This window comes from Halobacillus sp. Cin3 (assembly GCF_947311855.1).
Lineage (GTDB): Bacteria > Bacillota > Bacilli > Bacillales > Halobacillaceae > Halobacillus > Halobacillus kuroshimensis.
Genome location: NZ_CAMZMV010000012.1, coordinates 1 through 13,385 on the forward strand (window position 1 = coordinate 1; position 13,385 = coordinate 13,385).

Consider the following 13,385-nt stretch of genomic DNA (forward strand, 5'->3'; position numbering starts at 1 on the left):
TCCGCATTTCTGGGATGTCCAGCTGCAGTGCCCAGTCCCTCGAGGTCATAAGTCAATCACCTCCGTGGAGGAAGATCACTCCACTGCGCTGCTTGTCTTATGCTTGTCGGGACTATCGGGGCACTTCCGCATTTCTGGGTTACTTACTGGCTTTTTGTAGTTTCTGGATCATTTTGAGGGAGCGGCCGGTTCCGATGGCTACGGATTCGAGCGGGCTCGGAGCCATGTGTACAGGGACGGAAATTTCGTTGGACAGCCATTCCTGCATGCCGTTCAGTAGCGATCCGCCTCCTGTAAGGATGACACCGTGATCGACAATGTCGCCGCTTAATTCCGGCGGGCATTCTTCCAGGGTGGCGCGGATGGTTTCCAGAAGCTGATCGAGTGATTCCTTCAGAGCCTGCTGGATTTCCGTTGATTTCAATTCGATGGTTTTCGGCAGCCCTGTGACCATGTCGCGGCCGCGTACTTCCATCGTTTCTTCCGGATGATCGATCAAGGCATAGCCGATTTCCATTTTAATCTGTTCTGCGGTTCGTTCACCGATCAGGACATTGTAGGCTTTGCGTACGTATTGGATGATTTCCTCATCCATCACATCTCCACCTGTACGGATGGATTTGCAGGAAACGACGCCGCCGAAGGAAATAATCGCGACCTCACTCGTTCCACCGCCGATATCGACGACAACGTTTGCGATCGGTTCGTCTACGGGCAGGTCTGCGCCGATCGCTGCAGCAATCGGCTCTTCGATCAGGTGTACGTGCTTGGCGCCGTAGCTTTTGACAGCATTGTGAATCGCGCGGCGCTCCACAGACGTGGATCCGGATGGTGTACAGATAACGACCGTAGGTTTGCGCATAGATATTCCTGATTTTTTGGAAACTTTTTTCAACAGCTCTTTCAACATTTGTGCTGTCATGTCATAGTCGGCAATAACCCCGTCACGAAGCGGGCGGACAGGAATAATGTTCCGAGGGGTCTTTCCTACCATTTCTTTCGCTTCTTTTCCGACAGCAACGACGTTCTTGGTTTCAGTATTGTAAGCAACGACAGATGGCTCGTTCAGCAGAATTCCTTTAGACTTGGAATAGATAAGTATGTTTGCAGTACCGAGGTCGATACCGATTTCAGCATTTGATAACATTTAGACGTACCTCCAAAGATGACAGATTCTCTTATATGTCTTCTCACATCATAGGAGTTTTATGGGGGTTAAACAACAGGAAATTCGTGGACTCTGCTTATAGTAGGAAAGTCTCTGTGACATGTATAATAAGACTATGGATAGATAGAGGAGTTTGAAAATGAGATTTTTGAAACATGAAGATATTATTAAAAAGTCAGAGCGTATCAACCAATCGTATGAAGTGGACCCGGGATTTTTTGACCAGATTGTTGATGATCTGCTTGATAGTGAAAAAGATACAGAGGCTGTGATTCTGGAAGGATTTGAACGGCTTTTATCTGAAGTGGACCATGAAATTGAGCGCATGGAGGATTTCGCTTCGATGAAACCGAATTGTTTTATGGGATGTGCTTTCTGCTGTTATTTTCCAATTGTCCTGACAAAATTGGAAGCGAAGCTGCTTTTCCGTTCCATCGAGCAGTTTTCTGCTGAGCGCAGACAGAAGATATTTGACCATTGGGAGAGTTACTTCCCTGCCCAGGAGAAAAAGCTTCAGAAAGCCCTCGCTATGGATTATGAAGATCCGGATACGAAGCTGGCCTACAAGCGTTTGAATCTGCCTTGTCCGATGCTTGATCCGGAAACCCAGCTTTGTATGGCCTATGAAGTACGTCCGATTCCCTGCCGTACGTACTTGAATTACAGCGATCCCCAGGTGTGCGCCGATCATGCCATGCCGAAGGAGCCGTTCAGTTATGAATTCTTGTATTCCTTTTATTTCACCAGTATGAATGAACTGATTCAGGCGCTCTATGAAAACGGTGAGGATGTGTTTGTTGATTACCCGATGGATGCCTGGCAGTATGATTACCTGCCGGCGTGGATCCAAAAGTACAGGGAAGGGGAGTTTTATGAAGTATAAGCTCTTATCTTTAAATGTCGGCCGGCCGGAAACGTATGAGACGAGTAAAGGTGAATTGGAGAGTGCGTATCGCAAAAAGCCGGTATCCACACCAGCTTTTTTATCGTACTGGAACTTTGAAGGGGACGAGCAGGCTGATAAAAAGAATCATGGGGGGAGAGATAAGGCGGTCTGTCTTTATCCTGCCCAGCATTACCGGCATTGGGAAGAACACTATGGTCAGTCGTTTGCTTTCCCTTCTTTTGGTGAAAATATAACAGTGGAAGGCGTGTCGGAGGAAGAGGTTCATATCGGGGACATTTTCCAGATGGGGGAAGCTCTCCTTCAGATCTCTGAGCCGCGTAAGCCTTGTTATATCATTGCCCGTACCCATGGAATTGATGATTTCCCTGCCCAGGTCATGAAAGAAGGGTTTACCGGTTTTTACTTGAGGGTGTTAAAAGAAGGAACCGTTCAGGCCGGGGATTACCTCAGCCTGGTTGAAGCTCATCCTGCTGGGGTGACGGTGGATGATGTGAATCAGCTTCGATACCACGACAGGGATAACAAAGAGCTTCTAGAAAAGGTTATCCATCTTGAACCTCTTGCAGAAGGGTTGAAAGAGTCTTTGAAAAAACGTCTTTAGGAGGAACTGTATGAATTCATTTTCCGAACGTGCACTGGAACTCGCCTGTGAAAATGTAGAAGAGGGCGGTCATCCCTTTGGAGCTGTTCTAGTTTCTGCCGGGGAGGTTATAGCCGAAGGTGTAAATGAACTGCACAAACATCCTGATGTGAGCGGCCATGCTGAAATGCTGGCAATAAGACGGGCCCAGCAGCAAAGAGGTTCGGTCGATTTAAGTGATTGTGTCCTTTATGCCAGTGGTGAACCCTGTTCGATGTGTCTGACTGCCATTTATTTTTCCGGTATTCAGACGGTCGTCTATTCTCAATCTGTGGAAGAAGCGGCAGAGGCGGGTCTTTCCCTTTCCGGTGAAGTCTATGCCCAGATTGCTCAGCCGAAGGAATCGAGGAGGATTACCTATGAATACGAGCCGGTAGAGGACCAGGAGATGAATGCGATGCTGCTTTATGCGGAAAAATCAGTAGAACAGGGGCGTTGACGGTGGATTATGCACATCTTGTTGAAGAAAAAATCAAACAGGCATTGAAAGATGGGGATTTCGACCATCTGCCCGGCCGCGGGAAACCCCTCCCCAAAGATGAGTTCGCTCACCTTCCGGAGGAAGTAAGGAACAGCTATCGGATCTTAAAGAATGCCAACATGCTGCCGGAGGAAATGGTGCTGAAAAAGGAAATCGGTGAGCTTGAGGATATTCTCGCGGAAATCAAAGACCCTCAGTTATCGGCGCACTACAAAAAGAAGATCAATGAAAAGCAGATCCGGTTCGACATTCTCATGGAAAAGCGAAAGTGGAATGAATCATCTGCATTTCAGCAGTATCAACGGAAAATCGACAACAAATTCGGTTTATAGTCAGGCAGCCTGTTTTCAGGGCTGCTTTTTTATTTTTCTTCTATCTATCCAGCTTCTTCATTATGTATAATAAAAGTGAGTAATCACTCACTCTTTAAAAAAAGGAGCGTGAAACATATGGAGACTGCCGTGGAAATGAACAGTATTTCACATTGGTTTGGGAAGCTTCAGGTGATCCACGACGTGGATCTGAACGTTGAAAAGGGGGAAATCTATGGTTTGCTTGGTCCTTCAGGATCCGGAAAAACGACGCTGGTTAAATTGATGACCGGTCTTCTACGTCCTTCCGAAGGCGTAGTGAAGTTGAATGGGGAGAAAATGCCGGCGCTGAAGCAGATGAAGCAGTTTGGATTTATGGCTCAATCGGATGCTCTTTATTCAGAGTTAACAGGGAGGGAGAATCTTGATTTTTTTGCCTCGTTGTACGGGATGAGCAGGAAGGACCGGCGTTTGCGAATGGAGCACGTCCTGGATATGGTGAACTTGACTGTGGATGCCTCCCGACCTGTACACACATACTCCGGGGGGATGAAAAGGAGGCTGTCGCTGGCGGCATCTCTCATACACGAGCCTGATCTGATCATTTTGGATGAGCCGACAGTCGGCATTGACCCTGTTCTCCGGCAGTCCATTTGGAATGAGTTGAATAGATTGAGAGACAACGGTGTGACCATCATCGTGACGACCCATGTGATGGACGAAGCAGAAAAATGCGGACGTCTTGCCCTGCTGCGTGGCGGGAGAATGATGGCGGAGGATACTCCGTTCCGGTTGAAATCGAAGTTGGAAGTTTCCTCCATGGAAGAGGTCTTCCTGCATTATGGAGGAGGGATCCGGGCATGAATACAGCAGCTGTTATAAAACGGATACTCAGACAGTTCCGGCGTGATAAGAGGAGTGCCGCTTTGATGATTGCAGCTCCCCTGCTGGTCTTAACCCTGATGTGGCTGGTTCTGGATACAGACGAAGCAGCGGTTGAGATTGCCGCTGTCGGCGTGCCGGATCATGTCGTTGAATCAATAGAAACAGAGGGGATGACGGTGACCGTCATGGAAGAACAGGAAGCAGAAGAGGATCTGGACAGAGCTGAAATCGACGGTATGCTTCAGTTGGAGGATGGTGTGCCTGTCCTGACACTTGAAGGCAGTGACCCAAATACTTCAGGGGCCGTCAGGAGTAAGCTTCAGAAGCAGTTATCAGAGCAGAGCTCTCCGATCGAATGGGAATATTGGAACGGCTCTTCTGAATTGGGCCTGTTTGATTATGTCGGACCTGCATTGATCGGTTTTTTTGTTTTCTTCTTTGTGTTCATCGTCGGTGGAGTTTCCTTTCTTCGTGAACGGACGCAGGGGACTCTGGAGCGTCTGCTGGCCTCACCTATCCGGCGGAGTGAGGTCGTCTTCGGATATTTAGGGGGATTTGGTTTATTTACGATTGCACAATCCGTTATCATTGCCGCCTATTCGATTTATGTGCTGGATGTATTTATGGCGGGGAATTTCTTATACGTCCTTCTTGTTACTATTTTGATGGCCTTGACAGCGTTGAGCCTGGGAACACTTGTATCGGCATTTGCCGGTAACGAATTTCAAATGATTCAGTTTATCCCGCTGGTTATCGTTCCCCAGGTCTTTTTCTCCGGTTTGTTTCCGACCGAGGGACTGGCAGAATGGGTTCAGGTGGTTGGAAATCTGATGCCGTTGACTTATGGGGCAGAGACGCTCAGGGATATTATGTTAAGAGGAGCATCCTGGGAATCGTTTCAGATGGAGATTTTTATCCTGATTGGGTTTACAGCGCTCTTCACTGCTCTGAACATCATCGCTCTGAAAAAACACAGGCCGCTGTAAAGCGTTGGAATAAAATTGAAGGAGACAGGCAATGAATGAATTTAAGGATATGATGGAAGAACTGGAGCAGGCGGATGGAGAAGAAAAAAAGCTGACACCGAAGCAAGCGCAGATTCTTCAGGCGGCTGTCGAAATTTTTGCGGAGAAAGGGTATGCTTCATCGTCAACGAGTGAAATTGCTCAACGGGCCAATGTTGCTGAAGGAACCATTTTCAGACATTATAGAACGAAAAAAGAACTGCTGATTTCGATTGTCACCCCGTTTATGGCGAAGTTCATGGTTCCTTTTTTTGCTGCACGGTTCACCAGAAATGTTTTTGATGAACCGCAGGAGGAATTTGAAAATCTGCTGCGGACGATTTTAAAGGACAGGTTTGCTTTCGCCGCAGAAAATGCTCCTCTGCTGAGAATTGTTCTTCAGGAAATGGCTTTTCATCCAGAACTTCAGCAACGGTTTCAGGAAGTTTTTGTTAAAGACGTGTACCCGAAATTTGAAGCAGCGCTTGACCGCCTGAAGGAGGCGGGGCAGGTGATGGACAGGCCGAACGGCACGATCATACGAATGATTATGTCCTCGGTGATGGGGTTTCTCGTTACACGATTCATTCTTTCTCCTGATTTGGAGTGGGATGACGATCAGGAGATTGAACAAACGATAGCCTTCATCATGTATGGGCTTGCAGAAAAATAATAGAGGATCCGATGGTTTTCCTGAAATTAGGGAACTCTTTATACTGGAAAAAAGGAGGATGCCCGATGTGTGGAAGGTATACACTTTTAGCTGAAGAAGCGGAGATCCTTAGAGAGTTCGGCATTTCCCAACCGATTCATGGTTATGAGCCAAGATACAATATCGCCCCCGGGCAGCAGGTACTGGCTGTGATTCATGACGGCAGAGAAAAGCGGGCCGGTTTCATGAAGTGGGGACTTGTCCCTTCCTGGTCGAAAGACCCGAAAATCGGCTATAAGATGATCAATGCCAGAAGCGAAACCGCTCATGAGAAGCCGAGTTACCGGAAATTGATGAGCAGGAAGCGATGCTTGATTGCAGCGGACAGCTTTTATGAATGGAAAAAAACCGGGAGTGGGAAGCAGCCGCTTCGAATTCAACCGGAAGACAGGACATTGTTTGCTTTTGCCGGCTTATGGGATCAATGGAAAGGCGGCGGTGAACCTCTATATACGTGTACAATACTGACTCAGGAAGCAAATGAGGACGTGGCTCCTGTTCACGACCGCATGCCGGTCATCCTTCCACAGGACCAGCAGGACGACTGGATCATACCTGTGCAGTGGGAGGCACATCAGGCGAAAGAATTCCTGGATCAGCTTACGATGGATGATTTATCAATGTATGAAGTCAGTACACATGTGAATTCAGCCAAAAATGAAGATGAGGCGTGCATACGGCCGCTGACATAAAATAACCCGAAGCAGGATCTGCTTCGGGCTTCAATTTGTTGAGAAAGGATTGACTGCACGCAGACCGCATTATCCGACCTGGCGTTGTTCTTTCTCCTGCTGTTTTTCCTGTTTGGCTACTTTCAGGAACTTGTTCGTCTCGGCCGCTACGACCCCGGATAAAAGGAGCAGGCCGATCAAGTTCGGAAAGGCCATTAATCCGTTCATTACATCAGCGAAAACCCATACGGTGCTCAACTGAGAAACGGATCCCACGAGAACAAAGGCTACAAATACAATTTTATACAAACCGATGAAGCGCTGATTCGTTAAATAACCGAAGCATTTTTCTCCGTAATAGGACCAGCCTACGATCGTGGAGAAAGCAAAGAAAATCAAACCGATGGTAACAACATAAGCTCCGAATTCACCTAGGAAAAGCTCAAAGGATGCGGAGGTCAGATCAGCGCCGTCAAGGCCGCCCTGATACTGGCCGGCCATGACGATGGTCAGCCCGGTCATTGTACAAACGATAATGGTATCAATAAAGACCTGGGTCATCGACACGAGGGCCTGTCGTCCGGCATAGTCCGTTCTTGCAGCCGCTGCTGCAATCGGAGCGGAACCGAGTCCGGCTTCATTGGAGAAAACCCCACGGGCGACCCCGTAACGAATCACGCTTCCCAGAATACCGCCGCCTACAGCATTCGCTGTGAAAGCGTCAGAGAAGATGGTACCGAAGGCAGGCAGAATCAAATCAGCATTAAGGATAAGAATGATCAAGGCGCCGATCACATAGAAGATGGCCATAATCGGAACGAAGAAGGCTGTCACCCGTCCGATGCTTTTAATTCCTCCGAGGAGGACCAGTCCGGCCAGCAGCGTCAACACAATCCCTGTCACCCAAGGGGAGATGTTGAAAGTTCCCTCAACAACGTCAGAGACGGAGTTGGATTGTACCATGTTCCCGATTCCGAATGCGGCTACGGCACCGAATAGGGCGAATAATATCCCGAGCGGCTGTCCCAGCCACTTCGTTTTCAATCCGCGTGACAGGTAATACATCGGCCCGCCGGACATTTGCCCGTCTTTTCCTTCAATGCGATATTTAACGGCAAGGACGGCTTCTGCGTATTTCGTCGCCATCCCGAAGACTGCCGTAATCCACATCCAGAAAACGGCTCCAGGTCCGCCGAGCACGACAGCGGTCGCGACCCCGGCGATGTTCCCGGTGCCGATGGTTGCCGCAAGCGCAGTTGTTAAAGCCTGATAGTGGGAAATATCCCCTTTTTCTCCCGGCTTTTTCTTTCTGTCCGGTTTAAACGCCAGCCTCAGTGCATAAGGCAGTGTTCTGAACTGGAGAAAACCGAGTCGTAAAGTTAAATAAACCCCTGTACCTACCAGCAGAATCAGCAGGACAGGGCCCCAGACCAGACCACTCAGTTCACTTAAAAAACTATGAAGTGCACTCTGTTCTCCCATTGTCATCCCCCTTAAAGATAAAAAAATAAAAACATTCCATGTATAAAATATTCCGAAAATTCTGAGCGTCTGTCAACCTCTTTTTATAAAATGGTGTCGAAAAGCGGTTCGAGGAGAGACGTAAAGGGAATGAAATGGAAGAATAGTTGCACCAGGCAGGATTATGTGTCACCTTATAGAATTAGTACAGTTAGAAATACTATGATGGAGGAACCAACATGATTCGAGTTTTATTTGTTTGTCTCGGCAACATCTGCAGGTCTCCGATGGCTGAAGCGGTCTTCAGGAACCTTGTGGAAAAAGAGAACCTGAGCAGTCAGATAACTGTGGATTCTGCCGGGACCGGTCATTGGCATACGGGGTCACAGCCTCATGAGGGAACACAGGACATTTTAGATAAGAATAATGTCTCCTATGAAGGCATGACCGCTCGTCAGGTCAAGGAAACGGACTGGGATGAGTTTGATTACCTTGTGGCCATGGACGAGAAGAATATCCGGGATCTTTACAGCATCCGGCAGAAAGATGGTGTGACCGTAACCAAACTGATGGACTATCTTCCGCAGCTGGATGTGGATGAAGTGCCCGATCCTTATTACACGGGGAATTTTGATTACGTTTATGAGCTTGTCCAGCAGGGGTGTGCTGAACTGCTGGCGGCTGTAAAAAAAGAACATAACCTTTGAGGAGGAAGAAGTATGGGACAGACATTATGGAAAGGTATATTGATCGGTGCTGCGGCAGGTGCTGCAGCTGCCTTGATTGATAAAGATACACGCACAATGGTTGGCCGGAAATCGAAAGCCGCCGGTTCCAAGTGCCGTCAGATTGCTGCAAGTCCGTCAGAAGCTGTTCACTCTCTGCGGGTAAGCTATGAGTCGTTTTCCAAGCAGCTGAACAAAGGAGTCGAAGATCTTCTTGAATTATTAGACAAGGCAGAGAGTATGCTAAATAAAGTAGGGGAAATCAATCAGGAGGTCAACGACCAGTTGAGAGCTGCGGACAATTCCGACAACGCTTCCTGATTACAGGAGTGATGGAATATCATGAAAGTCATCAAGAATTTCTTCCGGGAACTTTTCACCCGGTTCGGGGAGGATGATGTAGGCGGAATGGCTGCCCAGCTTGCCTACTTCTTTCTGTTATCATTATTTCCATTTATGATATTCCTGCTCACGCTTCTAGGGTATCTACATATTGATGAACAGCGCGTTCTCACATTCGTAAGTGCGTATGCTCCTGCCGATACGTTCGAGATCATTACGGAAAACGTCACCTCCCTTTTTTCAGATGAGAACGGAAGCCTGTTATCCATTGGGCTGGTAGGCACGCTTTGGGCCGCATCGAACGGGGTCAATGCGATTATGCGTGCCTTTAACAGGGCTCACAGCGTGAAGGAAAGCCGATCCTTTATCGTTTCAAGAATGATCGCCATCGTCTTGACCATCGCTATGGTCGTTGTCATCGGGATCGCTTTTCTGCTTCCGGTAGCGGGGCAGGCCATCGGAGTTCATTTGTTTTCTTATTTCGGTTTATCCGAAAGCTTTATCGGCTTATGGAATGGACTGCGCTGGGTCATTTCTTCGGTCATTTTCTATGTCGTTCTTTCCTTCCTTTATGTAACAGCTCCAAATAAGCGGTTGAAATACAGGGATATCGTAGGAGGAGCCGTTTTTGCTACCATCAGCTGGCAGCTTGTATCGCTGTTGTTCTCCTTTTATGTGAGCAATCTGGGAAACTTCTCAGCGATGTATGGAAGTCTTGGAGGGGTGATCGTCCTGATGATCTGGCTTTATCTTTCCGGAATCGTCATTATTCTCGGTGGTGAGATTAATGCGATGGCCTACCATCGCAGGACAGAAGATACATGGGGATGAAAAGAGCTGTCGGGATTACACCCGACAGTTTTTTTTACAGGTATTCTGTTGAATTTGTCTTATCAACCTTTTGTTTCAGGGCCGCAAAAAACACTCGCAGCTCTTACCTTTTGAAAATGAATCAGGCAGGAAAGGGTTATGGATAAGAAGGGGAGCATTCGGTTATGATGCCTTCAGGAACAGCACTGGATGTGTATATCGCACCCACATTTTTTAGTTTTTTAAGAGACGGAGTCCGTTCAGGATGACGAGAATCGTGCTTCCTTCATGTCCGATGACGCCAAGCGGAAGATCCAGCCACTGGAGAAAGTTACTCATGATGAGCAGCATAATGACGGTGATAGAAAATATGACGTTCTGTTTAATGATCCGGTTCATGCGTTTGGAAAGTTCCATGGCACGGGCGATTTTCGGAAGATCATTTTTCATAAGGACAACATCAGCTGTCTCTAAGGCGACATCTGTACCTTCTCCCATAGCAACTCCTACATCAGCCTCTGCCAGCGCTGGTGCATCATTAATGCCGTCTCCGACCATAGCGACGTGAGGGAAGTGCTGTTTCAACCGCTTGATTTCCTCCAGCTTTTGATCAGGCAGACATTCGGAGATGTATTGGTCAATCCCTGCTTCACGAGCAATGGCCTCCGCTGTAGCAGTATTATCTCCGGTCAGCATAATTGTATAAATTCCCTGATCCTTCAGTGTCTGTACCGCCCGTTTCGTATCCTCTCTTACCGTATCCTTCAAGGCAAGAAGGGCCGCAACGAGTCCGTTCCGTTTTACAAAAATGACGGTCTTCCCTTCAGCAGCTAATGTGGAAAACAACCCGCCTTCAAAACTGGAGCAGTCGTCCCGTCCAATGAAGTCGGCTTTTCCAATCGTCCATTCCTCACCTTTGTACCAGCCGCTTACGCCGTTACCGCTGTGATTTTTTACATCCTCAACGTTTACAAATGGAACCTTCTGCTCATCGGCAAAGGTCACGACAGCTTTTGCAAGAGGGTGGTTGGATTGTTGCTCAATGGATGCTGCCACAGATAACAGATCATCAGCGGTCTCTTTGTCCGTTGTGACGAAATCCGTTACCACCGGCTGCCCTTTTGTCAGGGTACCGGTTTTATCAAAGGCGAAAGCTTTGATGGAGGACAAGTGTTCAAGGTGGACGCCGCCTTTAAATAATATTCCCTGACGCGCCCCATTGGTAATAGCTGAAAGGGTGGCCGGCATAATAGAGGCGACCAGTGCGCAGGGGGAGGCGACCACAAGCAGAATCATCGCCCTGTACAAAGTTTCCATCCAGGTCCATCCAAATAAGAAATGCGGGAGAACCATCATGACTGCTACTGCTCCAAGTACAGCTTTGACATACGTGCTTTCAAACCGTTCAATAAACAGCTGGGATGGCGATTTTTCGCTTTGTGCGTTTTGAACCATGGTAATGATTTTCTGAAATAAGGTTTCCTTTGATTCTTTTGTCACTTCTACAAGCAGGCTCCCATCGATATTCATCGTACCTGCAAAGACCTCGTGATCCATCCCCTTGGAAGCAGGTATGGACTCTCCTGTGATCGTGCTTTCATCCAAACTGGATGTTCCTTCAGTAATTACTCCGTCAGCCGGGACACGTTCCCCCGGCTTCACACGAATGACATCTCCGACGGTTAATCGTTCTACAGGGACCCATTGCTGATGGCCACCTGAAACAAGCAGCGCCTGCTCAGGCTGCAGGTTCATGAGGGATGAGATTTCCTTATGGCTCTTGTTCATCGTATAGGTTTCCATAGCCCCGCTTAAAGAAAAAATGAAAATCAGGATGGCTCCTTCGGTCCAGTAACCGATGGAGGCCGATCCAACAGCGGCCAGGATCATCAGCAGCTCTACATTCAATGACCGGTCTTCCAGCGTTTCTTCTAATCCCTCTTTCGCCTTGGCAAATCCACCAATAATAAAGGCGGAGAGGTACAAAGTGATGTACACAGGGGGGGACCAGTAGTTTTCTCCTATCCAGGCAGAAAGCAGAAGCATACCACTGACAAGAGCGGCAATCAGTTCGGCGTGCTCTTTCATATATCCTGGAATTTTCAGTTCCTTCCAATGTTTCGGGTAAGGAAACGATCGGGTTTCATTCACTTGATTCTCAGCTCCTTTTACATAATTGCAAATGAAAGTCATTCACAATTAATTATAAGTTTTATCATTTTATAATTATTATAATCTGAGTATGGTATTATCATAGCACATTGAACGGAAAAGTCCACAAAAAATTTCCCAGCCGATAAAAATGGACAGCACAGTTGATTTGACAGGTGTCAAGTTGCTATATTAAACAGGTGACACGAATAAAAATGGAGGGTGGAAAGAACGATGCGCAAAGCTTTTATACTTATGAGCATGTTACTGCTGGCTGTTATTGTGGCTGCTTGTGGATCAAGTGAAGACACAGGGGACAGTGGTTCAAATAATGAAAGTGAAGAAGCTTCTGACAGTAAGTGGAGTGAAATTCAGGAAGAAGGAGAAATCGTCGTCGGAACATCCGGTACACTTTTCCCGGCTTCCTACTACCCGGAAGGTTCCGATGAAATGTCCGGGTATGATGTGGAAATTATGCGGGAAATCGCCGACCGCCTCGGCCTTGAACTGAAATTCGAAGAGTATGGCGTGGACGGTCTGCTGTCTGCGATTAACAGCGGTCGAATCGATGCGGTTATCAATGATATGGAAATTACGAAAGATCGCCAGGAACAGTTTGCGTTCAGTGAGCCTTACAAATATTCCTACTCTACGATGATCGTCCGCGAATCGGATTTGTCCGGTATTGAAAAATTGGAGGATCTTGAAGGCAAGACTCATGGTGGTGGAGCGACAACGGTCTTCTCCCAAATTGCGGAACATTTCGGTGCGGAAACGAAAACATATGGCAATGTGACCAATGATGTGTATCTCCGTGACGTGGAGAATGGGAACACAGATTTCATCATTAATGACTACTATCTGCAGTCTCTTGCCCTGAAGGCTTTAACAGATATTGAAGTTCAGCTTCATCCGGATTTGAAATTCCATCCAACGAACTCTGCCATTGTGATGCCGAAGGAAGCGGAAACAATGAAAGAGGAAATCGATGCTGTATTGGCTGAAATGAAGGAAGATGGAACATTAACAGAACTGTCCGGAGAGTTCTTCGGCGGCCAGGATGCTTCGAAGGAACCGGAAGAGGACATCCGTGAAATCGAAGGTCTGGATTTGTAAG

The 13,385-nt window shown here is 47.5% G+C and carries 15 protein-coding genes; 12 read left to right on the plus strand and 3 right to left on the minus strand.

Features of this window, described 5'->3' with window-relative positions:
• Nucleotides 1-139: 139 nt before the first annotated feature.
• Nucleotides 140-1,147 (minus strand): rod-share determining protein MreBH, encoded by a 1,008-nt coding sequence (mreBH, locus tag QMA39_RS19355; RefSeq protein WP_027956173.1) that lies wholly within the window; start codon nt 1,145-1,147, stop codon nt 140-142.
• Nucleotides 1,148-1,307: 160 nt separating this feature from the next.
• On the opposite strand from mreBH, the gene QMA39_RS19360 reads away from it, so the two are divergent.
• From QMA39_RS19360 to QMA39_RS19395, 8 genes are all read left to right on the plus strand, one after another.
• Nucleotides 1,308-2,051, plus strand: coding sequence for a YkgJ family cysteine cluster protein (locus QMA39_RS19360; RefSeq protein ID WP_206934168.1), 744 nt, complete (start codon nt 1,308-1,310; stop codon nt 2,049-2,051).
• A complete protein-coding gene (locus tag QMA39_RS19365) occupies nt 2,041-2,676 on the plus strand; it encodes an MOSC domain-containing protein (RefSeq protein ID WP_206934170.1) in 636 nt (211 codons plus the stop codon). Before QMA39_RS19360 ends, QMA39_RS19365 begins: the two co-directional genes overlap by 11 nt.
• Nucleotides 2,677-2,686: 10 nt before the next feature.
• Nucleotides 2,687-3,154 (plus strand): nucleoside deaminase, encoded by a 468-nt coding sequence (locus QMA39_RS19370; RefSeq protein ID WP_027956170.1) that lies wholly within the window; start codon nt 2,687-2,689, stop codon nt 3,152-3,154.
• A 2-nt stretch (nt 3,155-3,156) separates the two neighbouring features.
• On the plus strand, nt 3,157-3,528 hold the full coding sequence (locus QMA39_RS19375; RefSeq protein WP_281659567.1) for a DUF1992 domain-containing protein: 372 nt from the start codon (nt 3,157-3,159) through the stop codon (nt 3,526-3,528).
• A 117-nt stretch (nt 3,529-3,645) separates the two neighbouring features.
• Entirely contained in the window at nt 3,646-4,371 is a 726-nt protein-coding gene (locus QMA39_RS19380) for an ABC transporter ATP-binding protein (RefSeq protein ID WP_027956168.1), read from the plus strand.
• Nucleotides 4,368-5,378, plus strand: coding sequence for an ABC transporter permease (locus tag QMA39_RS19385; RefSeq protein ID WP_281659568.1), 1,011 nt, complete (start codon nt 4,368-4,370; stop codon nt 5,376-5,378). The genes QMA39_RS19380 and QMA39_RS19385 overlap by 4 nt, the downstream gene beginning before the upstream one ends.
• 31 nt (nt 5,379-5,409) lie before the next feature.
• The gene (locus QMA39_RS19390; RefSeq protein ID WP_027956166.1) at nt 5,410-6,069 is read left to right on the plus strand and encodes a TetR/AcrR family transcriptional regulator; all 660 of its coding nucleotides are present in this window, start codon (nt 5,410-5,412) and stop codon (nt 6,067-6,069) included.
• Between the two features lie 65 nt (nt 6,070-6,134).
• On the plus strand, nt 6,135-6,800 hold the full coding sequence (locus QMA39_RS19395; protein ID WP_281659569.1) for an SOS response-associated peptidase: 666 nt from the start codon (nt 6,135-6,137) through the stop codon (nt 6,798-6,800).
• 69 nt (nt 6,801-6,869) lie between these two features.
• Here the strand turns inward: QMA39_RS19395 and QMA39_RS19400 are convergent, their stop codons facing one another.
• Nucleotides 6,870-8,261: a sodium:alanine symporter family protein gene (locus tag QMA39_RS19400; RefSeq protein ID WP_281659570.1), complete on the minus strand. Its 1,392-nt coding sequence runs from the start codon at nt 8,259-8,261 to the stop codon at nt 6,870-6,872.
• Nucleotides 8,262-8,479: 218 nt separating this feature from the next.
• Here QMA39_RS19400 and QMA39_RS19405 point away from each other — a divergent pair, with 218 nt between their 5' ends.
• Genes QMA39_RS19405 through QMA39_RS19415 form a run of 3 tightly spaced genes read left to right on the plus strand, consistent with a single transcriptional unit; the run spans nt 8,480 to nt 10,138 of the window.
• A complete protein-coding gene (locus QMA39_RS19405) occupies nt 8,480-8,947 on the plus strand; it encodes a low molecular weight protein-tyrosine-phosphatase (RefSeq protein ID WP_281659571.1) in 468 nt (155 codons plus the stop codon).
• Nucleotides 8,948-8,959: 12 nt separating this feature from the next.
• Nucleotides 8,960-9,286: a hypothetical protein gene (locus tag QMA39_RS19410; RefSeq protein ID WP_027956162.1), complete on the plus strand. Its 327-nt coding sequence runs from the start codon at nt 8,960-8,962 to the stop codon at nt 9,284-9,286.
• Nucleotides 9,287-9,307: 21 nt separating this feature from the next.
• Nucleotides 9,308-10,138: a YihY/virulence factor BrkB family protein gene (locus QMA39_RS19415; protein WP_281659572.1), complete on the plus strand. Its 831-nt coding sequence runs from the start codon at nt 9,308-9,310 to the stop codon at nt 10,136-10,138.
• Nucleotides 10,139-10,351: 213 nt separating this feature from the next.
• Here the strand turns inward: QMA39_RS19415 and QMA39_RS19420 are convergent, their stop codons facing one another.
• Nucleotides 10,352-12,205 (minus strand): heavy metal translocating P-type ATPase, encoded by a 1,854-nt coding sequence (locus QMA39_RS19420; RefSeq protein ID WP_281659581.1) that lies wholly within the window; start codon nt 12,203-12,205, stop codon nt 10,352-10,354.
• 297 nt (nt 12,206-12,502) lie between these two features.
• Between QMA39_RS19420 and QMA39_RS19425 the strand changes: the two genes are divergently transcribed.
• The gene (locus tag QMA39_RS19425) at nt 12,503-13,384 is read left to right on the plus strand and encodes a transporter substrate-binding domain-containing protein (protein WP_281659573.1); all 882 of its coding nucleotides are present in this window, start codon (nt 12,503-12,505) and stop codon (nt 13,382-13,384) included.
• Nucleotide 13,385: the final 1 nt, after the last annotated feature.

Coding starts and splice junctions, on each gene's coding strand:
- QMA39_RS19425 (WP_281659573.1), top strand. CDS start 12,503: ATGCGCAAAGCTTTTATACTTATGAGCATGTTACTGCTGGCTGTTATT.
- QMA39_RS19365 (WP_206934170.1), top strand. CDS start 2,041: ATGAAGTATAAGCTCTTATCTTTAAATGTCGGCCGGCCGGAAACGTAT.
- QMA39_RS19410 (WP_027956162.1), top strand. CDS start 8,960: ATGGGACAGACATTATGGAAAGGTATATTGATCGGTGCTGCGGCAGGT.
- QMA39_RS19385 (WP_281659568.1), top strand. CDS start 4,368: ATGAATACAGCAGCTGTTATAAAACGGATACTCAGACAGTTCCGGCGT.
- QMA39_RS19395 (WP_281659569.1), top strand. CDS start 6,135: ATGTGTGGAAGGTATACACTTTTAGCTGAAGAAGCGGAGATCCTTAGA.
- QMA39_RS19370 (WP_027956170.1), top strand. CDS start 2,687: ATGAATTCATTTTCCGAACGTGCACTGGAACTCGCCTGTGAAAATGTA.
- QMA39_RS19400 (WP_281659570.1), bottom strand. CDS start 8,261: ATGGGAGAACAGAGTGCACTTCATAGTTTTTTAAGTGAACTGAGTGGT.
- QMA39_RS19415 (WP_281659572.1), top strand. CDS start 9,308: ATGAAAGTCATCAAGAATTTCTTCCGGGAACTTTTCACCCGGTTCGGG.
- QMA39_RS19360 (WP_206934168.1), top strand. CDS start 1,308: ATGAGATTTTTGAAACATGAAGATATTATTAAAAAGTCAGAGCGTATC.
- QMA39_RS19420 (WP_281659581.1), bottom strand. CDS start 12,205: ATGAAAGAGCACGCCGAACTGATTGCCGCTCTTGTCAGTGGTATGCTT.
- QMA39_RS19405 (WP_281659571.1), top strand. CDS start 8,480: ATGATTCGAGTTTTATTTGTTTGTCTCGGCAACATCTGCAGGTCTCCG.
- QMA39_RS19390 (WP_027956166.1), top strand. CDS start 5,410: ATGAATGAATTTAAGGATATGATGGAAGAACTGGAGCAGGCGGATGGA.
- QMA39_RS19380 (WP_027956168.1), top strand. CDS start 3,646: ATGGAGACTGCCGTGGAAATGAACAGTATTTCACATTGGTTTGGGAAG.
- mreBH (WP_027956173.1), bottom strand. CDS start 1,147: ATGTTATCAAATGCTGAAATCGGTATCGACCTCGGTACTGCAAACATA.